The sequence below is a fragment of the Paraburkholderia sediminicola genome (genome assembly GCF_046026675.1).
Lineage (GTDB): Bacteria > Pseudomonadota > Gammaproteobacteria > Burkholderiales > Burkholderiaceae > Paraburkholderia > Paraburkholderia sediminicola_F.
Window position 1 is genome coordinate 1223775 of the sequence record NZ_JAQQEY010000002.1, and the last position, 20873, is coordinate 1244647.

Here is a 20873-nt window from a genome sequence, read left to right on the forward strand (position 1 = left end):
AGGAATGCAGCGCACATAAAGTCCTGCAGAAAATATGAAATGTTCTGAGCGGGCGGCGGCGAGGGCCAAAGTGGGATTAGCCGGGGCTTCCCTTGTTGAAAGTCTTTTTTAAGAACTATTAAGGTTCCCGGGAAGGATTCTTTAGAAAGCCGTCGATAGAATGGATTTCAGTTTTTCTCGCACTTGAAGCGAGTGCGACATGTCTTCCCGTGTTCACAAATTCTTTAGGACGTACAAAGCCATGGCAAATCCGAAACTCGAAGTCCTGACGCCTGCAAATTCGCAGATCATCTTCATCGACCAACAGCCGCAAATGGCTTTTGGGGTTCAGTCCATCGACCGTCAGGTACTTAAGAACAACGTAGTAGGACTCGCGAAGGCAGCGCGGACGTTTAACATTCCTACTACGATTACGACAGTCGAATCCGAAAGTTTCTCGGGATACACGTACCCCGAGTTGCTGGACGTGTTTCCGGACCACAAAGTGCTCGAACGCTCGTCCATGAATTCGTGGGACGACCAGAAGGTTCGTGACTCGCTGGCTGCCAATGGCCGGAAAAAGGTGGTGGTGGCGGGTCTGTGGACCGAGGTTTGCAACAACACGTTTGCGCTGTGCGCCATGGCCGAAGGTGACTATGAAATCTATATGGTCGCCGACGCGTCGGGCGGCACGTCGAAGGATGCGCATGATTATGCGATGCAGCGCATGATTCAGGCCGGCGTGGTCCCGATGACCTGGCAACAGGTGCTGCTCGAATGGCAACGCGATTGGGCGCACAAAGAGACTTACAACGAAGTCATGGCGATTGCCAAAGAGCATTCGGGTGCGTACGGGATGGGCGTGGACTATGCCTACACGATGGTGCACAAGGCTCCCCAACGCACGACGGGGACGCACGAGGTTCTGGCACCCGTGCCCGCAAAGAAGTAAGCAGTCGCATTACGTCTTCCGGCGGCGCGACTCGAACACTGTGCGGGTCGCGCCCGGCCCGGATCTATTGAGCATCCACCGGCACGAATGTGCCGGTGGATGCGGCGGGATTCGAGGGCAGTGCATCGGTATCCTGTTCCGCATGCCGGTTGCAGCCCGTTTCCGAATGCTTCATGGAAGCAATCGCGTCGAGCGCCCGCTTCCCCGGAAAGGCTCCGCATCTTGAGGGCGGAGCGCTCCCTATGAGGATCACCATGAATTCCAATACCCCCCAGCCAACACCGGCCGAGGTCGTGTTCTTCAACGGCAAGATCGCTACGCAAGACGACAAGCGTTCATTCGCCGATGCGCTTGCCGTCGCGAACGGCCGCGTCATCGCGTCGGGATCTCGCGAGGTCGTGATGCGTCACGTGAACGACACGACGCGGCAGATCGACCTCAAGGGCCGCACGGTCATCCCCGGTCTGAACGATTCCCACCTGCACATCATCCGAGGCGGGCTGAACTTCAACATGGAGTTGCGTTGGGACGGCGTGCCGTCGCTCGCGGATGCGCTCGACATGCTGAAGAAGCAGGTGGCGCGCACGCCGGCGCCGCAATGGGTGCGTGTGGTGGGTGGCTGGAATGAATTCCAGTTCGCCGAGCGCCGTGGGCCGACGCTCGAAGAAGTCAACGCGATTGCGCCGGACACGCCGGTGTTCATTTTGCATCTGTACGACAGCGCGCTCCTGAACGCAGCGGCGCTGCGCGCGGTCGGTTACACCAAAGACACACCTAATCCCCCCGGCGGCGAGATCCAGCGCGATAAGCGCGGCAACCCGACCGGCATGCTGATTGCGCGGCCGAACGCCGGCCTCCTGTACGCGACGCTCGCCAAAGGGCCGAAGCTCGCTCCGGAAGATCAGCGCAATTCCACGCTGCATTTCATGCGAGAACTGAATCGCCTCGGCGTGACGAGCGCGATCGACGCGGGCGGCGGCTACCAGGCCTATCCGGATGACTACGCGGTCATCATGGATCTTGCGAAGCGCAACGAACTGAGCGTGCGTATCGCGTACAACCTGTTCACGCAAAACGCGAAAAAGGAAATCGAAGATTTCGCGAAGTGGGTGAAGATGACCCAACCCGGCGACGGCGACGATTTCCTGCGCGTCAATGGCGCCGGTGAAATGCTGGTGTTCTCGGCAGCGGACTTTGAAGATTTTCTCGAGCCGCGCCCGGACCTGCCGGATACGTTGGAAGACGAACTGGAGGCGGTCGTCAAACTGCTGGTGGCGAACCGCTGGCCGTTCCGGCTTCACGCCACGTACAACGAATCGATCGAGCGGTTCCTGAACGTCTTCGAGCGCGTGAACGCCGAGATCCCGTTCAACGGGCTGCGCTGGTTCTTCGACCATTGCGAGACCATCACGCAGAAGAACATCGAGCGGGTGCGCGCGCTCGGCGGCGGCATCGCGATCCAGCACCGGATGGCCTTTCAGGGCGAGTACTTCATCCAGCGATATGGTGAAGAGGCCGTCAAGCGCACCCCGCCGATTCGCCATATGCTCGATGCCGGATTGCCCGTTGGCGCGGGTACGGACGCCACGCGCGTCGCGAGCTTCAACCCGTTCGTATCGCTTTACTGGATGGTGTCGGGTAAAACGGTCGGCGGCACGGCCATGTATTCCAGCGAGAACCGTCTGGACCGGATGGAAGCGTTGCGCCGCTACACGGTAGGCAGTGCCTGGTTCTCGAACGAGGACGACCGCAAAGGCGCGCTCGTGCCCGGTCAGTTCGCGGACTTCGCGGTACTCAGCGAGGACTACTTCACTGTCGACGAAAGCCGCATCAAATTCCTGACCTCGGCGATGACGGTGGTGGGTGGCAAGGTCGTGTACGCCGACGATGAATTCGCGCCGCTCGGACCGCCCGATCTTCCGGTCAGCCCGTCGTGGTCGCCGGTGGCGGAATTCGGTGGCTACAGCCGTTACAAGCCGACAGCGGTGGCTTGTGTGGATGGCTGCGTGAACCTATGCGGCGTGCATGCCCACGCCCACGGCTGGGCGTGGCGTAAAAACGTACCGGTCAGCGACTCGAACGGGTTCTGGGGCGCCTTGGGATGTAGCTGTTTCGCCTTTTGATAACCACGGGTTCGTGCCACCACGCGAGCGAGGAGCAAGATGCCGACCCTGACCGACGGTGTGCTGTTTGGCCTGGGCATTCTGGTCCTCGACTTCCTCGCCTGGCGCTTCATGGACCGCAAGAGCGATCAGGGGCGCCTCGTCTTACGTGCGCTCATGTTCGGTCTGTCGAGTTACGTGCTGTTCCGTTCGGGGATGAATCCGCTACGCGCAGCGCCCTGGCCGGATGAGCCGCTGCGCCATCTGCTCGCGCAACTGCTTGAGGTGGTGTGGTGGCTGCAAGGTGCACGCCTCGTGATCATTCTGCTCGATCGCGTGGTGTTGCCCGAGACGTGGCACCGGGAGCGTCTGTTTCAGGACGTGCTCGGTGCGCTCGTGTTTATGGCCGCCGCGGTGGGGGCGATCGCGTTCGTGCTGGAACTGCCCGTGAAAGGACTGCTCGCCACGTCCGGCGCGCTCGCGATCGTGCTCGGCCTTGCGATCCAGAGCACACTCAACGATGTGTTCTCAGGCGTCGTCCTGAACGCAACGGAGCCGTTTCAAATCGGCGACTGGGTGACGATCGGCGAAGTGGAAGGCAAAGTCGTTGAAAGCAACTGGCGCGCGACGAGCCTGCTGAACGGTCAGGGCAATATCGTCGTGATTCCGAACAGCGTGGCGGCGCGCACCAATATCGTCAACGCCAATGAGCCGTCGCATACGCATGGGATCAGCATCGTGCTGCCGGTCAACCCGTCGATCCGGCCTGGGCTCGTCCTTGAGGCGCTCGTCAATGCCGCCGCCAGTTCCGGGGACGTGCTGATCGATCCCAAACCGCTTGTCAGCGTGCGCCGCGCTACGAACGACGCGATCGAGTACGAGATCGTCTGCTACGTCGACGCTTTGAGCAAAAAGATCGGCGTGCGCAACGATCTGTTCGATCTCGCGCACCGCCATCTGCTCTCACGCGGCGTCGTATTGCGGCCGCTATCGGTGCCCGAGCCGATTCTCGACGCAACGGACGAGAAACATCGCTTGCTGCGCAACGTGCTGATCTTCCACACGCTGGAAGGTGACGAGATATCGCACCTGGTAGCGCAACTGACGAAGCATGAGTTCGATGTCGACGACATCATCTATGCCGCGGCGGATGAGGGCGGCCACGAGCTTCATATTCTGGCGCAGGGCGTCGCGAAAGTGATCGTGCCGAAGGACGGCGGCGAGGTTGAACTGAGAAGGCTCGCGCCGGGCGATTCGATCGGCCAGTCGGGCGTTCTCGCCGGCATCCGGACCGCTGTCGTGGTGCGTGCGCTGACTCGCGCCACCGTGTTCCGGCTGGACAAGAGCGCCTTGACGCCCGTTCTCGAGCAGCGCCCCGAGGTGGCGAAGGAAATGTGCCGGTTGCTGTCGGAACACCATGCAACCGAAGAAATGGTCCTTGCAGCGCCGAGTAATGTGGAGCAGAACGCCGGCGGCTTTCTGCAATGGATTCGCGACGGCGTGCGGCGCATCCATGCATTGTCGCTTTGAGTGGATTCGTAGACGTACCGCGTCGATTAAGTGTTTTTAAGGATTCGCCAAAGTCTTAATGGATTTAATTCGATACGCTGCAATGTACAGGGGTTCCCTGGACGTCGAACGGTCCTAAGCGTCGCCTGGCTGTGGTACCGGTCCGGCATACGTGTAGAGGCGCGCCGGGCGTAGGGGGCGACACGGAGGAGTTGAGATGAAAAAAACTATTGCCGGCATTGAGCTTCCCGACGGTGCAATGGCTCAAGCGGCGACCGACTGGATCCGCGGCACGGAGTCAGAGTTGATGTTTCATCATTCGCTCAGAGCATTTCTGTTCGGTGCGCTGACCGGACATCGCGAGAAACTGACGTTCAACGCTGAGCTGCTTTATGTCGCTGCAATGTTTCACAACGTCGGGCTGAACGTAAAGTATCAGCGCTCGCCGTACCGGTTCGAGGTGGACGGGGCGAATGCCGCGCGCGATTTTCTGCGGCAGCACGTCGTCGTCGATCGTTTGATCGACGAAGTATGGGCAGCGATCGCGTTGCATACGACACCGGGCATTCCCGAGCATATGTCGCCACTGGTCGCGCTGGTCAGCGCCGGCGTGCAGATGGATGTTCGGGGCGCCCGCCACGATGAATTCACCGTCCAGCAGTGTGACGAAATCGTGCAGGCTTTTCCACGCGAATCAGGTTTCAAGAAGAAGATCATCGAAGCCTATGCGCGTGGCATGGAGCATCGTCCGGAGACGACGTTCGGAACGGTGAATGCCGATGTACTGGACCGGTGGGATCCGAACTATCGCCGCTTGAATTTTTGCGGACTGGTGCTCGGGTCCGAATGGTCGAATTGAAGCGTGTTTCTGGAAAGGACGAATAACATGGGCTACATCATTTCTCTGGGAGTCGGCTTCGGTATCGGACTTCTCTATTGGTTACTCAAGGTGCAGTCGCCGGCGCCGCCGCTGATTGCGCTGGCTGGGCTGCTCGGCATGGTGTTGGGCGAGCACGCCATCCCGGTTGTCAAAGCGCAGTTTTTTGCGCAGACGACGGCGGTTCAGGTTGCTGGGCCGGCGACCGGCCCCGAAGCGAAAAAGACGGCCGCGCCGGGCGCGACGAAGCAGGGCGGCTGACGCGACAGGCGTATGTCTTCCGGCTGGTTGAAGATCGTTCGTGAATCGACGAGGACACCGTCCCAGCGCCGATTGCGGGCTGCGCCAATGCTCGGCAGACAACACACACCGCCTCGACCAGAGGCAGACCATTCAGACATTGCTAACACCTTTGGATAACACTATGTTCAAGTCGCTTCATCAGCCCCGTTCACTCGCGTCTCTCTGCGCGGCGATACTGATTGGATTGACATCGGTTGCATCCATATCCGCATTCGCCGATGCCGGGCCGCCGGAGGTGTCCAACGGAAAAGCCGCCTTCGCCGGCAAATATCCCGACGTATCGGTCGGCGCGCAGTACGACACGACTCACGTTTATGTGGCTTCGGCCGATCTCGACGCGTTCGTCAACAGCTTTCTCGCGACCTTCGGCGGCAAGGCATCTCCACGTGCGGTTTTTACGGTAACGCCCACGCCGAGCAAGACCGCGTCGCAGTATGTGCAAACGCCGGTCGGCATGCTCTCGGTGTTCGGCTTCGAAACGGCGATTCCGTATCCGTTCGGCAACGAGCGAACCGGGTATCTGGTCACCGATATCGATAAGGCGGTGAAAGCCGCGCGTGCGGCCGGTGCCGACATCGTTGTCGATCCGTTCGACGATCCGATCGGCAAGGACGCGATCATTCAATGGCCGGGCGGCGTGACGATGCAGCTCTATTGGCATACCAAGGCGCCGAACTATGCCCCGTTGAAGCTCGTGCCGGACAACCGCGTGTACGTGTCGCGCTACGAAGCGGACAACTTCGTTCGCCGGTGGGTGCGCTTCTCGCACGGCAAGGTGGTGTCGGACAATCCGCGTGCTGATGCCGGCGTGATCGGCCGGCCGGGTGAGACGATCCGTGTGATTCGCATCAACTCGGGCTTCGGCCGTATGGTCGTATTCGTCACGGACGGCAAGCTGCCGGTCCCGTTCGGCACCGAAACGACCGGCTATGAGGTGGAAGATGTCGCCCAGACGGTCGAGCGCGCACAAGCGGCCGGCGCGAAGGTGCTCTACCCGCAGTACCACAGCGCAACAGGTACGACCGCCATGCTCGAATTCCCGGGCCGGTACATTGCTGAAGTGCACGATGGCAAGTGACGCAAACGTCATGAAGCCGTTGAGATCACCGAAGGCGCGCAAGCGCGCGCCGCGTGTTTTCGCACTACGCGCGGCCCGTGCCTTGCTGATCAGCACGGGTCTCGCGGCCGCGCTGCCGGCTTCAGCGGCGGATACCGCGCTCGGCGGGGCTGACGATACCGCCAAGGCCAACGCCGCCGCGGCCGCGTCGTGTGCGCGGCCTGCAATCATGTTCAACCGCTGGCAGGAAAACTGGGGAGTATTGGCCAATCCTTGCGTGCCGAAACGGCCGTTCGATTCGCTGAAATACATTCCGCTATTCGGCAATCCCGACGCGTACATCTCACTCGGCGTGGTGCTTCGCGAGCGCCTGGAGATGAACGACGCGCCGCTGTTCGGTCTAGGCTCGGGGCATGACGACACGTATCTGCTGCAACGTCTGGACGTTCATGCGGATGTCCACCTCGGCCCCCACGTGCAGATCTTCACGCAATTCGAAGACGCGCGCCCCTACGGCAAGGACAACGTCACGCCGGTCGACAAGAATCCGCTGGATTTGCGCCAGGCGTTTGTCGCGATTACCGAACCGCTTGGGCCCGGCACCTTCAAGTTCCGCGTCGGCCGGCAGGAAATGGCGTTCGACTTGCAGCGCTTCGTCTCGGTTCGCGACGGCCCGAACGTGCGTCAGGCATTCGACGCGCTCTGGGCCGACTATGAGACCGGTCCGTGGCGCTGGATCGCCTATGCGACGCAGCCGGTTCAGTATCGCGACAATTCGGATTTCGACGACGTCTCGAATCGCGATCTGACATTCAGCGGCGTGCGCGTGGAGCGCAAGGGCGTCGGGCCCGGCGACCTGTCCGCGTACTACTCGCGCTACAACCGCAGCAACGCGCACTTTCTCGACGCGGTGGGCGACGAACATCGCGACGTATTCGATGCGCGTTATTCCGGCAACGTCAACCATATCGACTGGGACGTCGAGGGGATGGTTCAGTCAGGGCACGTTGGCAGCAAGACGATCGGCGCGTGGGCGGTGGGCTCGCTCGCCGGCTACACGCTGACATCCGTGCCATGGACACCCAGGCTCGGCATCCAGGTCGACGCCGCGTCGGGTGATAGCCATCCGGGCGACGGCCGCGTCGGTACGTTCAATCCGCTGTTCCCGAACGGTTACTACTTCTCGCTGGCCGGCTATACCGGCTACTCGAACCTGGTTCACGTCAAGCCATCGCTCGTCCTTAAACCGAACAGCAAGCTGACTCTGCTGGCCGGCGTGGGGTTGCAATGGCGCGAGACCACCGCTGACGCCGTCTACCAGCAAGGCTCGGCAGTCGTGCCGGGCACGGCGGGACACGGCAGTAGCTGGACGGGGTTCTATACGCAGGTTCGCGCTGACTGGGCCGTCGCCGCGAATCTCGCCGCGGCGCTCGAAGCCGTGCATTTTCAGGTCGGACCGTCGCTGCGCGACCTGGGCGCCCGCAATTCCGACTACGTCGGCGCGGAACTCAAATTCGGCTGGTAGAAGCGCTATTTGCCAACCGTGCCAGATGAGGCCATGTTATGAGCACTCCAGATTTATCCGCCGACGCGACGACACTGTCGGAACTCGATACACCGAACTCCTCGCTGGAGTATCGTCGGCACCAGATGTTTCCCCGCCTGTCAGCCGCGGAGATTCAAAGTTTGCGGCGTTTTGCCCGGCCGATGTCGTTCAAGGCCGGCGAACTGATCTTCGAAACGGGGCACGTTGCACTCGGCCTGTTCGTGTTGCTGCGTGGGCGCGTGAGAATCTATTCGCGTGACAGTTTCGGCCGCTCGACGCTCGTCACGGAACATGAAGACGGACACTTCATGGCCGAGATGGCGCAGCTCTCCGGCAAACCGGCATTGATCGACGGCGTCGCACTGACCGATGTCGAGACGCTCGTGATCGAGCCGGAGAGGCTGCGGGCGTTGATCGTGGCCGATGCACAACTTGGCGAACACATCATGCGCGCCCTGATCCTGCGGCGGCTCGGACTGATCGAGCAGGGACTCGGGCCGATCATCGTGGGTGATGGCGACTGCTCGCGGCTGATCGGGTTGCAGGGTTTTCTGCGCCGCAATGCCTACCCGGCGATGGTGATCGACGCGCGTAGCGATCCCGAGGCGATCACGCTGCTGGGCGGCATGACCACCGGCCCCGACGACTTTCCGCTCGTTTTCTGCCCGAACGGCAACGTGCTGCGCGCGCCGGACGAGGTCCAGCTCGCATCGTACCTTGGACTCGTGCCGACCTTCGAGCCGTCGCACGTCTATGACGTCGCAATCGTCGGCGCCGGGCCTGCCGGGCTGGCGGCTTCCGTGTACGCCGCCACGGAAGGTTTGTCGGTTGCCGTATTCGATCAGCGCGCGCCGGGTGGCCAGGCCGGCGCCAGCTCGCGGATCGAGAACTATCTGGGCTTTCCCACCGGCATTTCGGGCCAGGCACTCGCCGCACGGGCGTTCCAGCAGGCGCTGAAGTTCGGCGCGCATCTGGCGATTCCCGGCAAGGTCACGGATGTGAGGCGTGGTGGAGACATCTTTCTGCTGTCGCTGCTCGATGGGCAGCGCATCAGCGCCCGCACGGTCGTGGTCGCGAGCGGCGCCGCTTATCGGAAGCCGACGGTGGACGGCTTCGATCGCTTCGACGGACGTGGCACGTACTACTGGGCGTCGACGATCGAAGCCAAGCTGGTGAAAGGGCAGGACATCGTGTTGATAGGCGGGGGCAACTCCGCCGGCCAGGCGGTGGTGTTTCTTGCCAATTTCGCGCGCAGCATCCGCGTGCTGATTCGTGGCAAGGACCTCGAGGCCAGCATGTCGAAATACCTGATCGACCGGATTGGCTCCTTGCCTAACGTCACGCTGTGCACGCGCTGCACGCTGCGTTCGCTCGATGGCGACGAAGCCGGACTCACTCACCTTCATATCCGGCGTGAAGACGAGGACGTAGACGAAGTGATCGAGACGCGTCATCTGTTTCTCTTTGTCGGTGCGGACCCGAAAACCGATTGGCTCGAATCGAGCGGCGTGGAGCTCGACAATAGAGGGTTTGTCGTCACGGGTTTTGCCCGCAGTGAACATGGGCTGTCTGAAGCAGGCGAGCGGTATCCGCTCGAAACCAGCATGCCGGGCATGTTTGCAGTCGGCGATGTGCGTTCGGAGTCCGCGAAACGGGTGGCCGCGGCGGTGGGCGACGGCGCGGCCGTGGTCGGTCAGATCCATGCGTACCTGAGCCAGTTGACGGCGGCAACCGCTTAGGCACGTCCTTCTCGCCGGAAGGCGCTGCTCGATGAGATACTGCTGGCGATCGGATGGACGGGAGAGAAGAATTGAGTACAGCGGCAATCATCGAGGGCGTTCGCGGATCGTCGCCGGACTCTGGTGTAAGCGTGCATTTTGACCAGGCGTGGTTTGACCGGCTTGCGCTCGAGGCACTACTGGTCGACGGAAACATCGTGCGTTATCGCGCGAGGTGGCAGGAAGGCGCGCGTTCGTGGCTGATCGCGGTACCGACCGATCTGCCCTCGGACGCGGTGTTGCGCCGCTTGCAGCAGGAATTCGCACCGGCCGACAGGCTCGAGTCGACATGGGCCGTGCGGCCGGTCGCACTCGTGCGGCTGTCGCGGGGGCCGGTGCTTGTGTACGAAGACAACGGCGGCACGCTGGTTCTGCCACCCGCCAACGGGATGATTGCGGTCGGCCGTTTCCTGCGCATTGCGGTCGGCGCCGCGCACGCGCTGCGTCTCGCGCACGCACGCGGTGTCCTGCATCGCGACCTCAAGCCGTCCAATCTGCTGGAATGCAGTGACGGCACGATCCGGTTATTGGGTTTTCGCGACGCTTTCAGCCCTGTCGGCGATCCGCTGACCGAATCACCAGACACCTTGTACGGCACGCTGGCCTATATGTCGCCGGAGCAGGCCCGGCGGGCGGAAGGGCATGCCGACGAGCGAAGCGATCTGTACTCGCTCGGTGTGACGTTATATGAGCTGCTCACCGGGCAATTGCCGTTCGAGGCGGCGGATGCGGTCGAATGGGTCTATAACCACGTAGCGCGTCAGCCCGCCAACCCCCGGCAACACCGTCGATCCTTTCCCGCTGTGCTGGGCTCGATCATCCTGAAACTGCTGGCCAAAAACCCCGCGGAACGTTATCAAAGCGCGTCGAGTCTCGAGGCCGATTTGCGCCGTTGTCTGGCTGACTGGAACGAGATGCAGCATATCGTTCCATTCGAACCGGCCGCGGAGGACAACGTCAGAAACCTCGCCGTCACGCATCGTCTGTTTGGCCGCGCGCATGAATACAGCCTGCTGCTCGACGCGTTCGGGCGCAACGCGCGGCAGGCCATGGCGGAACTGATTTTCGTGTCCGGATACTCCGGTGCGGGCAAATCCGAACTCGTGCGCAGCGTGCACCGCGCGACCGCGCAGACAGCCACGCTGTTCGCCTCGGGAAAGTTCGAGCAGTACGGCCAGAACGCCCCGTACGCGCCGCTGATGCAGGCGATACGCTCGCTGTTCCAGCGTATTCTGGGCGAGAGCGATGGCGAGCTGGACAGCTGGCGGGACGTGCTGCGCGAAGCCGTTGGCACGCAAGGCAAACTCCTCGTCAGTTACATCCCCGAACTGGAACTGGTGCTCGGCGTGCAGCCGGAGGTGCCGGACTTGCCGCCCGTGGAAGCGCAGCTCCGTTTCCAGGCGCTGATCACTCGGCTGCTGTCCGTCTTCGCGACCGAGGCGCACCCGCTGATCCTTTTTTTCGACGACGTTCACTGGTTCGACGATGCAACCTTGAATTTCATCGCCTGTTTCCTGACGACGGTCGAGGACCGGCATGTGCTGCTGATCTGTGCATATCGCGTCAATGAAGTCGACCGGTCGCCCAGGTTCAAGGCTTTCCTGAATTCGTTGCCGAGTGCAAGCGCACGCATCTCCACGATCGACGTGACGCCGCTCGATACCTCGAATGTCACGGCCTTGCTGGCCGACGCGCTGCATTGCGGCTCCGCGCATGTCTATCCGTTGGCGGCAGTCGTTCACGAGAAGACGGGCGGCAATCCTTTTTTCATCAAACAACTGCTGCTCGCGCTGGCCGACAACCAGTTGATCTGTTACGACGGCATGGCCGGCCGCTGGACATGGGATATCGATCGGATTAGCGAATACGAGTCCTCCGATAACGTCGTTGACCTGATGGTTGCGCGTTTGACGAGGCTGCCCGGGGAGGCGCAGGCCGTCCTCAGGCTGCTGGCGTTAATGGGGCGGCGCCTCGACAGGGCGACCCTGGCGCGGATCGATCCTGACGGCGGCGAGGAATTGGAGCGCCGTCTGCTTCCCGCGGTGGAGGCGGGTCTGACGGTGTCGGACCGCACGGGCTTCGCCTTTGCGCACGACCGGGTCCAGGAGGCAGCGTACGCACTGATTGCCGAGGAGGAGCGCGGTGCCGAACATGCCCGGATCGCGCGCATCCTGCTGGAAGATTTCGACATCGGCGACTTGCAGAGGCCGGCGTTCGACATTGCTCACCATATCGAACGCGCTCAGGCAGCCGGGGCATTGCGCGAACTGAACGCGCACGAGACGACGGTCTTCAGCAGAATCTGTCTGCAGGCTGCCCGTCACGCCAAAGAAGCGATTGCTATCCAGTCCGCGCTGAACTATCTGGACGTCGGGCGGAAGCTTCTCGACGCGAGTGGACAAGACTATTCGCAATCGCTCGGCTACGACATCGGTATTCTGCGGGTGCAATGCCGCATTCTGGATGCGAATTTCGAGGCCGCCGGCACCCAGATCGAAAAACTGCTGGACCAGAACCTGTCGGTCATTGCGCGCGCGTCGGTCTACAAGCTGAAAGCCGACATGCAGCAGCATCTGTCGGACTATGAAGCGGCTGTCGATACCGCCCTCGAAGGGATCAAGCTGTTCGGTACGTATCTGCCGCGTTATCCGGAAGCCGCGGATGTCGAGGCGGCTTACCGCCGGCTCAATCAATCGCTTGGAGGGCGAACCCTCGCCTCGATCGCCGATCTGCCGCCTTTGCGCAACGCGGCAATCGAATCAGAATTGAATTTGCTGGTGAGTATCTACGCGCCCGCATCGTTCGTGAACGAAAGGCTTGGTTTTCTCAACCTGTGCCATATGGTGCAGCTGACCATTGACCACGGTATCACAGCGGCCTCGGCGCATTGCCTCGCGTGGTTCGGCGTGTACGTCGCGGAATTTTTCGGCGAGTACGCGCAAGGGTTCGAATTCTCCCGCCTGGCAAGAACGCTGGTTGAAGAGCGCGGCTATCACGCGATGGCCACCAGCACGCTGGTTGCGCTCGATCAGGTTGCGGTCTGGACCCAACCCCTTTCGTATGTGCTGGAATGCGCACGCGCCGCATTCGAGTCGGCTGGCCCGAGCGGCGATCTGACGATGAGCTGCTACGCGTGCAATCACGTCGTGTCGGACCTGCTAATTCTTGGGGTGCCGCTTGAGCAGGTCGACAAGGAAATCGACCTTGGGCTGTCATTCGCAAGACGTGTGCGTTTCAAGGACGTAGAAGGGATCCTCGAACTGCAGAAGCGCTTCGTCCATAGTTTGACGGGCGGTCCCGGGCTGCCGGGCAATTTCGGCGTCGTGGCGGACGGCAGAATGAGCTTCGATGCCGGCGTGCTCGATACCCAGATGGCGACGCTGCGCTTCTGGATCTGGCTGCTGAAGGGCGTCTCCTGTTATTTTCACGGCGACTATCAGAACGCACGGCATTGCCTCGCCGAAGCCGGCGAGCTGAAGTGGGCGACCCCCGCGCATATTCATCTGCTGGACTATCACTTCTACACGGCGCTGACTCTGGCGAAGCTGTCCGGTGGCGAGGATGCAGGCGCCGCGGTGGCTGCGATCGAGCCGCATCTGGCGAAACTGCGCAATTGGGCGCAGCTCAATCCGGCCACGTTCAGGGACAAGCTCCTGTTAGTCGAGGCCGAAGAAGCGCGGCTCGGCGGCTCGCCGCTCGTGGCGCTGTCGTTGTACGAGCAGGCTGCCGAGGCGGCCTCGGAAAACGGCTTCAACCACGGCAACGCGCTGGCTCACGAACTCGCGTCGGAATGCTCCGAGGCGAACGGTCTGTTCAGTGCGGCACGCCATCACAGCGGTCGCGCGATCGACAGTTACACGCGTTGGGGCGCGCTGGCCAAAGTCAGGCAGCTCGAACGCGCCCAGCGTCCTGCCCAGCTTTCGCTCGAACGGCTTGTGACATCGCGGCCTTCGGTCGAAATCCCCGACGCGCAGCAGCAGTTCGACCTCGTGTCCGCGTTGAAGTCGTCGCAGGCGCTGTCCGAGGAGATCGTGCTCGACAAGCTCATCCACACACTCGTCACGCTCGCCATCGTTCACGCCGGTGCGCAAATCGGGATGCTGATCCTGTTGAAGGGTAATGTGCCGGTCGTCGAGGCGATTGGGCGGGACGAGCCAGGTGGCGTTCAGGTGACGCTGGGTGAAGACAAGGTGACGCGTGAGGAGGTGCCGGCTTCGGTGTTGCACACGGCATTGCGCACCCGCAAGCCGGTCGTGGTGGAAGACGCGCAAGGCGATCCGCGGTTCTCATTCGACGTTTCCTTTTCGAACCGTTCCGTTCGTTCCGCGTGCTGTTTGCCACTGGTCAAACAGGGTAACGTCGTTGGCGTGCTCTATCTGGAAAATAACCTGACCGCGGGCGTGTTCACGGCGAGCCGCACGTCGGTGCTGGAAATGCTGGCCTCGCAAGCCGCTATTTCACTTGAAACAGCCCGTCTGTACGCCGAACTCGTGGCGGAAAACAAGCGGCGCCAGGAAACGGAAATGGCATTGCGCATGAGTGAGGAGGCGCTCTCTCTTGGGCAACGGATCAGTCGTTCGGGAAGCTATATCTGGAACACATTGACGGGCGAGCGCTACTGGTCGAAAGAGCTTTATAACGTGTTCGGCCTGCCGATCGAGGCGGGGAGCCCGAGCACCCAGGCGGTCCTCGAACGGATTCATCCGGAAGACGTTGGCCTCTACCAGGAGGCTGTCACACGGGCCGCGCACAACCGCACGCCGTTCCGGCAGAAGTATCGGATCGTGACGCCGGACGGCGCGGTCAAATATCTCGAGGTGCTTGGCGAGCCGTCGGGTGTCAGCAACTTTGTTGGCGTCGTCACGGATTTCACGGATCGGCACACGACCGAACTGGCGTTGCAGAACGCCAAGATCGAGCTGGCGAAAGCGTCGCGGGCGACCACGATGGGCGAGCTGGCTGCTTCCATCGCACACGAAATCAATCAGCCGCTGGCGTCGATCGTGTCGAATGCGAGCGCGGGGGTACGCTGGCTCAACCGTCCCGTGCCGGACATTCCGGAAGCGCTAGGAGGCTTGCGCGATATCGTGAAAGACGGCAAACGGGCCGGCGACATCATCAGGGCTCTGCAGTCTCTGGCGAAGGAAGCGAAGCCGAGCTTCGTTCCTACCCTGGTCGACGGTGTGGTTCGAGAAGTGTTCGATCTCGCGGCCGCTGAAGTCGAGCAGCGGAGTCTTGCCGTGCGACTCGATCTGGCCGCCGGCCGCTCCGTGATGGCCGACCGGGTGCAATTGCAGCAGGTTCTGTTCAACCTTGTCATGAACGCCGCAGATGCGATGAGTCATCTCGACGCGAAGCAGCGCTTGCTGAGCGTCACATCCCGCGTCGACGATCGGGGATCGGTGGTCGTGTCCGTGAAGGACAATGGCGGCGGGATCAGCGAGGAGATCGGGCCGCGTATTTTCGACGCCTTCTTTACGACAAAGAAATCCGGCATGGGCATGGGACTTGCCATTTGCAAATCCATCATTGAAGCGCACGGCGGGACGCTGACCGCCGGTCCCGGCTACCCCCGCGGGACGATCTTTGTTTTCACGCTGCCGACTGCCGCGTAGCAGGAAGATAGCGCGCATGTCGCGCGGTGACGTCGTCCTGCTCGCCTTCCGCCTGGAGCTTCGCCATCGCATACGCACGGGTCGATTCGGACAGGCGGTACTTCGCTACTGGACCCTCGAATTCAACGCCGACAAGTGATTTTGCGACCAGCTCGCCAATGCTGCCGATCGCGTTCGCCACCGTGTACGCCTCATCACACACGACCGCGCACATTGCCTCGAACGTAAAGGCGTCGCCGAATACCGCGAGACGCCGGAACAGCGAACGGGCGTTCTGATCGAGCATCGCGAAGCTCCAGTCGAACGTCGCGCGCAAGGTCTGATGGCGCGGCAGCGCGGTCCGGTAACCGCCCGCCAGAATCGCCATGCGATCGTCCAGCCGGCGATGCACACCTTCCACGCCGAGCGCGACGACGCGCGCCGCCGCGAGCTCGATCGCCAGCGGAATGCCGTCAAGCCGCCGGCAAATCTCGCCGACGAGCTGGAGTTCCGTGCTGTCGCTGCCCACTTTTCCTTGCAATGAATTGGCGCGCCGCAGAAACAGATCTACTGCCGAACACCGCAGAATGTCCGCATCGGTGGAGCGAGGCGGCGGCACTTCCAGCGGTTCAATCCGAAACACCGTCTCGGGCATGATGCGGAGCGGTTCTCTGCTTGTGACAAGCACCCGGAGCGCATCGTTGCCGGCAACCAGTGCTTCGACGATATGCGCCATGATGCCGATCACATGCTCCGCGTTATCGAGTACAAGCAGTCTGCGCTGCCGGGCCAGAGCCGCCGCCACCTGCTCGACATCGACTTGCGGATCGGGCACGGACAGCCCGCAGCGCTCCACGATGGCGCGGAGTACGGCCTCCTCGGTGGTCAACTGGGCCAGTTCGACAAAACAGACGGGCTCCTCAAAGTCCGCCGAGCTATGGTGTGCCGCTTCGACAGCAACGCTCGTTTTGCCAATGCCGCCGGCGCCCACCAGCGTCAACACATGTGTCTGTTCCAGCAGCGCGCGGATTTGCCTGACCGCGAGGTCGCGCCCCAGCAGGCCGGATTTAGGTGGCGGCAGACGGCGAGCACCCAACGCCTGCGAGCCGGATGCCCGTATGCCGGCTGCCCGTATGCCGGCTGCCCGTACGCCGGCTCCGTCGGACAGGACGTTTCTCCGGCGCTGGCGAAGCTGATACCCGCGCCCGGGCACGGTGAGAATCAGATCCCGGTCCTGACCGAGTACTTTGCGCAGTGCGGACAGATGGACCTGAATGTTGTTTTCTTCGACGATGGTGTCCGGCCAGACGATATTCATCAACTCGTCTTTCGTGACGAGACGACCATCGGCGGAAGCCACGGCGGCAAGGATGTCGAAAGCGCGGGACCCGAGCGGAACGGTTTCGCCGTCCCGCTGAAGCGTGCGCATCTCGAGATCGATCTGAAAGCGGCCTAATTCGATCATGACTTTTTCAGGTTCAGGAGCAGTGAGCGAGTCACGGAAAAGATCTTGCGTGCTGGCGGCGCGGGGGAGGCAGTCGCGGGCGCCGGAGCTTGGCACGCTCGAAAGTACCGCGCCATGACTTATGTGTCTTGCATGTTAGTGCGATGCTTTGTAGGAAAGTCTATGGGCGCAGCCGGGGTGACCCTCGCCCGGTCGAGCTACCTTCCGATCGAGCCGCGAAGAGCCGGTGGCGGGTTCAGATTCCGATCTGTCTACGCCACGTGCCCGGCGGTGTGCCGACCAGTTGCGAGAAGGTTCGCGTGAAGTGGCTTTGATCGGAGAAACCGCATGCGATGGCGATGTCCGACAGGGACGAGTCGGAATGCCTGAGCAACTCGCGCGCGCGATCGACGCGCCGCTCCAGCAGCCATTGATGCGGTGTGCGATGCGTGGTTTCACGAAACGCCCGGATGAAGTAGCTACGAGACAGGTTGCAAGCGCTCGCGATCTCACCCAGCGAAACGTTGCCCTGCGTCTTCGCGAGCAGCATGTCTTTGGCGCGCGCTTCGTGCAGGTTCGAGAGCCGCGGGCTTTTCCTGTTTGACGGTGCCGGCGCATTGCCATACTGGTCGAGCAGATGTGTTCCGATCGTCACGCCCAGTTGCTCGACAAAGAGTGGGCTTGCCTCAATCTGGCTATCCAGTGTCAGCGCCAATACTTGCGCGAGGTGGCCGAAGATCGGGTCTTTGCGGCCCGCGGGCGACGAGAAGCCCTCGATGGCCGCGCCGTTTCGCTCATGGCAGGCGTTGGCGATAAAGGCGCGCGACAGCTCCACCAGCACGAAATCGAAAACGCCATGCAAGTCGGCCCGGTAGTCTTCTTCAAAATTACGTATGTAGACCGAATCTTTTTCGAAGTTGTGCGATGTAGACCGGTTCCCTGAAAAAATCCGCCTGCGATGGCCCGCCGCCAGCGAAACGCCGATCAGGAAACCGCGATCCGAAGCCGGGGTTGCCACTTCACTGGTTTTCTCCTGGCGTCTGCATTTGCGATAAAACGTGAATTCACCCGTGTTGAGTTCCAGGTCCTTGTGCAACTGATTCGAAAGACAACCGAGCGAGTCCTTCTGCCGCGCTACCGTGGCGGTGGCCGTTTCCGCACCGTTAAACATGATCCGTCACCTCCGTTCGTCGCGCTACAGTCGCGCCAGTTCGCTTTGCCAAAAGCTGGAGAGGGTGATAATCAGCATTGCAGCGCGATTATCTCGGAAATGTCGGCGTCATTTATTAATTTTCGTTCAGGTTCGGCGGGTCGGCTATCAGATGATTCATTTCCTTCAACTTGCTTTCGATGGCGGCGAGGATCAGGCTTGCAGCTCTGCTTGGGGTTGCTCGGATGAGTGATCAGATGCATCGACGGCCGCCAGATTCTCAATCCGCAGATCGAGTTTTTCCTTTAACGACACGGTCAGGAATTCAACGAATGTCTTTATCTTCGCGTCGACGAATCGACGGGACGGATACATGACAAAAACGTTGGTTGTTTGAAGCGGATACTCAGGAAATAGCTGAACGAGTTTCCCCTCTTTAATATCGTCCACGACCGAATAAGTGGGTACCGCGCCGACCCCGGCGCCCGCGAGCAGCGCGACTCTGAGCGCCTGCATGTTGTTGACCACGAATTGACCGGCTAGCTCCGCGCCGGCGGTGGCATGCCCGGCGATCTCAGTGAGCCATCCGGAGGGCGGATCGAAGCTCGAGCTCGTGTGCATGAGCGTGTGCTGAGGCAAGTCGTTCACCGTGGCAATTGGATGCCGTGCGAGATAGTCCGGAGCCGCGACCAGTGCGCGCTCGCAGCGTCCTATGAGCTTGCTCACATTGCGAGAGTCCGGCAGGGCCGAGGCCGACACCGACACGATCGACACATCGAACTCGTCCTCGACCAGATTCGCCATGCGTGGCAGCAGTTTCAGATCGACGGAGACAGCCGGGAAGGCCTGCCGGTATTCGACGATGGTGGACGTCAACTGCGTCAGACCAATGTCGGGCACGGCGTGAACTCTCAATCTGCCGCGCGGCAGCGTGTGAGCATCGCTGGCCTCGGCTTCCGCGTCGTCGAGATCGGCCAGGATCTTCTTGCAGCGCTGGTAGTACCGCTCGCCGCATTCGGTAAGCGAGACGTGGCGAGTCGTTCGTTGCAGCAACCGTGTATGAAGATGCTCCTCGAGCGACCCCACCGCGCGAGAAATATTGCCGGCACTGCATTCCATATGTTTGGCAACCACGCTGAAGTTGCCGGTCTCCGCGACCCGCGAGAACACGCGCATGCTGAAAATCCTGTCCATAGCCACTGACTCCTTGACGCCTGGATCCGGTTGAACTGGGCAACACGTCTTGCCTGATGTGAAGACAATACGATCAGCAACGAGATCGCGCCATCCCTACATATGGGTGTCGCACTCATCAATGCATTCACGCCGTTCATCCGCATGTATAGGGTGGAGCAGGGGTTGGGAGGATGTCTACGGAAGCGCCGGACCGCCGGATCGCCGGATCGGGCGAGCGCCCTCCATGGAAGTGGAAGGCGATGCGCGTCAGATCTTCAGCAGTTGCGCCGCATTGCCGCCAAGAATCAGATTCTTTTGCTCCGGCGGCAATTCAAGACGATCCAGGAACCTGACCGGCTGCTCATAACCCATATCGAAGCAATAGTCGCTGCCGAGTACCAGTCTGTCGATGCCGATGTTCTGAATCAGAAAGTCCAGCACCGGTCCGGAATGCGAGACCGTGTCATAGCTGAAACGGCGCAGATAGCTGCTCGGCTTTTGCGCCAACCGTCGTGTTTCCGGACGTACCGTCCAACCCGCGTCGATGCGCCCCATCAGGATCGGCAACGCGCCACCGGCGTGCGGCAAGGTAATGCGCAACTTCGGATGACGGTCCATCACGCCGCCGAGTATCAGGTGCGAACCGGCGATGGCGGTGTCGAACGGATTGCCCAGCAGGTTGCTCAGATAGAAGTCGCCCAGCCGCGAGCCGCCGACTGTCTGCTGCGGATGCAGAAACACCGGCAGATCCAGTTGCTCGATGCGTGCGAAGACCGGTTCAAACAAGGGATCGTCAAGATCCCGGTTGTTGATGTTGGTCCCCATGTAGACACCGCGGACACCCGGCAACTCCGCCGCGCGTTCGAGTTCGTCGATCGCGTCGTGCGGGTTGAGCATCGGCAGGGTCGCCAACACCACGAAGCGAGTCGGATACTGCAGGTGCACGCCGGATGCCGCCGTGTTCCACGTTGCCGCAAGCCTGGCATTGAAGGCGCGGTCTGCCCAGTAGGCCATCGGTACGCTTAAAGACAGCGCCTGCATGTCGACCCCGGATGCATCCATGTCCGCGAGCCGCTCGTCGATCTTGATGAACTTGAGCGGCAGCGGTCCCAGTCCGCCGGCAGGCGTCTGGAAGCTGAAGCTGCTGGCGTCGCGGATGAACTTGCCGCCGAATTTCTGTCCCTCGCCGCCTACCAGGTCGCAGTAGCTCTCCGGATAGTAGTGAGCGTGAATGTCGATCGATCTGACGGTGCCCGCTGCGCCTGCGGTCACCACGCTGCCGGCGGCGGGCCCGGTGGCCGTGGCTGACGCCGGCAGTGCCGATGCGAGGCCTCCGGCAAGCGCGGCCATCGTCCCGAGCAGCTTGCGGCGTTTCGGCGAAACACAACACATACAATCCATGAATC

12 protein-coding genes and 1 pseudogene are annotated in these 20873 nt (G+C 61.6%); 9 read left to right on the plus strand and 4 right to left on the minus strand.

Features of this window, described 5'->3' with window-relative positions:
• The first annotated feature begins 241 nt into the window (after nucleotides 1-241).
• The 9 genes from PQQ86_RS25375 to PQQ86_RS25415 all read left to right on the plus strand — a co-directional run bounded on the left by PQQ86_RS25375 (nucleotide 242) and on the right by PQQ86_RS25415 (nucleotide 15718).
• Entirely contained in the window at nucleotides 242-931 is a 690-nt protein-coding gene (locus tag PQQ86_RS25375) for a hydrolase (protein ID WP_408233600.1), read from the plus strand.
• A 254-nt stretch (nucleotides 932-1185) separates the two neighbouring features.
• Nucleotides 1186-3054: an amidohydrolase gene (locus PQQ86_RS25380; protein WP_408233597.1), complete on the plus strand. Its 1869-nt coding sequence runs from the start codon at nucleotides 1186-1188 to the stop codon at nucleotides 3052-3054.
• A gap of 39 nt (nucleotides 3055-3093) precedes the next feature.
• Nucleotides 3094-4563 carry a mechanosensitive ion channel domain-containing protein gene (locus tag PQQ86_RS25385; protein WP_408233594.1) on the plus strand — a complete coding sequence of 490 codons (1470 nt, stop codon included), beginning with the start codon at nucleotides 3094-3096 and terminating at the stop codon, nucleotides 4561-4563.
• A gap of 196 nt (nucleotides 4564-4759) precedes the next feature.
• Complete coding sequence (locus tag PQQ86_RS25390; protein WP_408233591.1) at nucleotides 4760-5401, plus strand: HD domain-containing protein; 642 nt, start codon at nucleotides 4760-4762, stop codon at nucleotides 5399-5401.
• Nucleotides 5402-5428: 27 nt separating this feature from the next.
• A complete protein-coding gene (locus PQQ86_RS25395) occupies nucleotides 5429-5680 on the plus strand; it encodes a DUF1427 family protein (RefSeq protein WP_408233588.1) in 252 nt (83 codons plus the stop codon).
• Between the two features lie 163 nt (nucleotides 5681-5843).
• Entirely contained in the window at nucleotides 5844-6800 is a 957-nt protein-coding gene (locus PQQ86_RS25400; protein ID WP_408273190.1) for a glyoxalase, read from the plus strand.
• Between the two features lie 10 nt (nucleotides 6801-6810).
• On the plus strand, nucleotides 6811-8304 hold the full coding sequence (locus PQQ86_RS25405; RefSeq protein ID WP_408273192.1) for an alginate export family protein: 1494 nt from the start codon (nucleotides 6811-6813) through the stop codon (nucleotides 8302-8304).
• Between the two features lie 38 nt (nucleotides 8305-8342).
• Nucleotides 8343-10064 (plus strand): FAD-dependent oxidoreductase, encoded by a 1722-nt coding sequence (locus PQQ86_RS25410; RefSeq protein ID WP_408273195.1) that lies wholly within the window; start codon nucleotides 8343-8345, stop codon nucleotides 10062-10064.
• Nucleotides 10065-10135: 71 nt separating this feature from the next.
• Nucleotides 10136-15718: an AAA family ATPase gene (locus PQQ86_RS25415; protein ID WP_408273197.1), complete on the plus strand. Its 5583-nt coding sequence runs from the start codon at nucleotides 10136-10138 to the stop codon at nucleotides 15716-15718.
• Between the two features lie 4 nt (nucleotides 15719-15722).
• On the opposite strand, the pseudogene PQQ86_RS25420 reads toward PQQ86_RS25415, so the two are convergent.
• From PQQ86_RS25420 to PQQ86_RS25435, 4 genes and pseudogenes are all read right to left on the minus strand, one after another.
• A pseudogene (locus PQQ86_RS25420) lies at nucleotides 15723-17162 on the minus strand (ATP-binding protein); the annotation flags it as partial.
• 235 nt (nucleotides 17163-17397) lie between these two features.
• Nucleotides 17398-18312, minus strand: a complete 915-nt coding sequence (locus PQQ86_RS25425) for a helix-turn-helix domain-containing protein (protein ID WP_408273199.1) — start codon at nucleotides 18310-18312, stop codon at nucleotides 17398-17400.
• Nucleotides 18313-18504: 192 nt separating this feature from the next.
• Complete coding sequence (locus PQQ86_RS25430) at nucleotides 18505-19467, minus strand: LysR family transcriptional regulator (protein WP_408273201.1); 963 nt, start codon at nucleotides 19465-19467, stop codon at nucleotides 18505-18507.
• Nucleotides 19468-19734: 267 nt separating this feature from the next.
• The gene (locus PQQ86_RS25435) at nucleotides 19735-20868 is read right to left on the minus strand and encodes an amidohydrolase family protein (protein ID WP_408273203.1); all 1134 of its coding nucleotides are present in this window, start codon (nucleotides 20866-20868) and stop codon (nucleotides 19735-19737) included.
• Nucleotides 20869-20873: the final 5 nt, after the last annotated feature.

Excerpts from the sequence above, each read along its gene's own strand:
- PQQ86_RS25375 (WP_408233600.1), top strand. The coding sequence starts at position 242 with ATGGCAAATCCGAAACTCGAAGTCCTGACGCCTGCAAATTCGCAGATC.
- PQQ86_RS25380 (WP_408233597.1), top strand. The coding sequence starts at position 1,186 with ATGAATTCCAATACCCCCCAGCCAACACCGGCCGAGGTCGTGTTCTTC.
- PQQ86_RS25385 (WP_408233594.1), top strand. The coding sequence starts at position 3,094 with ATGCCGACCCTGACCGACGGTGTGCTGTTTGGCCTGGGCATTCTGGTC.
- PQQ86_RS25390 (WP_408233591.1), top strand. The coding sequence starts at position 4,760 with ATGAAAAAAACTATTGCCGGCATTGAGCTTCCCGACGGTGCAATGGCT.
- PQQ86_RS25395 (WP_408233588.1), top strand. The coding sequence starts at position 5,429 with ATGGGCTACATCATTTCTCTGGGAGTCGGCTTCGGTATCGGACTTCTC.
- PQQ86_RS25400 (WP_408273190.1), top strand. The coding sequence starts at position 5,844 with ATGTTCAAGTCGCTTCATCAGCCCCGTTCACTCGCGTCTCTCTGCGCG.
- PQQ86_RS25405 (WP_408273192.1), top strand. The coding sequence starts at position 6,811 with ATGAAGCCGTTGAGATCACCGAAGGCGCGCAAGCGCGCGCCGCGTGTT.
- PQQ86_RS25410 (WP_408273195.1), top strand. The coding sequence starts at position 8,343 with ATGAGCACTCCAGATTTATCCGCCGACGCGACGACACTGTCGGAACTC.
- PQQ86_RS25425 (WP_408273199.1), bottom strand. The coding sequence starts at position 18,312 with ATGTTTAACGGTGCGGAAACGGCCACCGCCACGGTAGCGCGGCAGAAG.
- PQQ86_RS25430 (WP_408273201.1), bottom strand. The coding sequence starts at position 19,467 with ATGCGCGTGTTCTCGCGGGTCGCGGAGACCGGCAACTTCAGCGTGGTT.
- PQQ86_RS25435 (WP_408273203.1), bottom strand. The coding sequence starts at position 20,868 with ATGGATTGTATGTGTTGTGTTTCGCCGAAACGCCGCAAGCTGCTCGGG.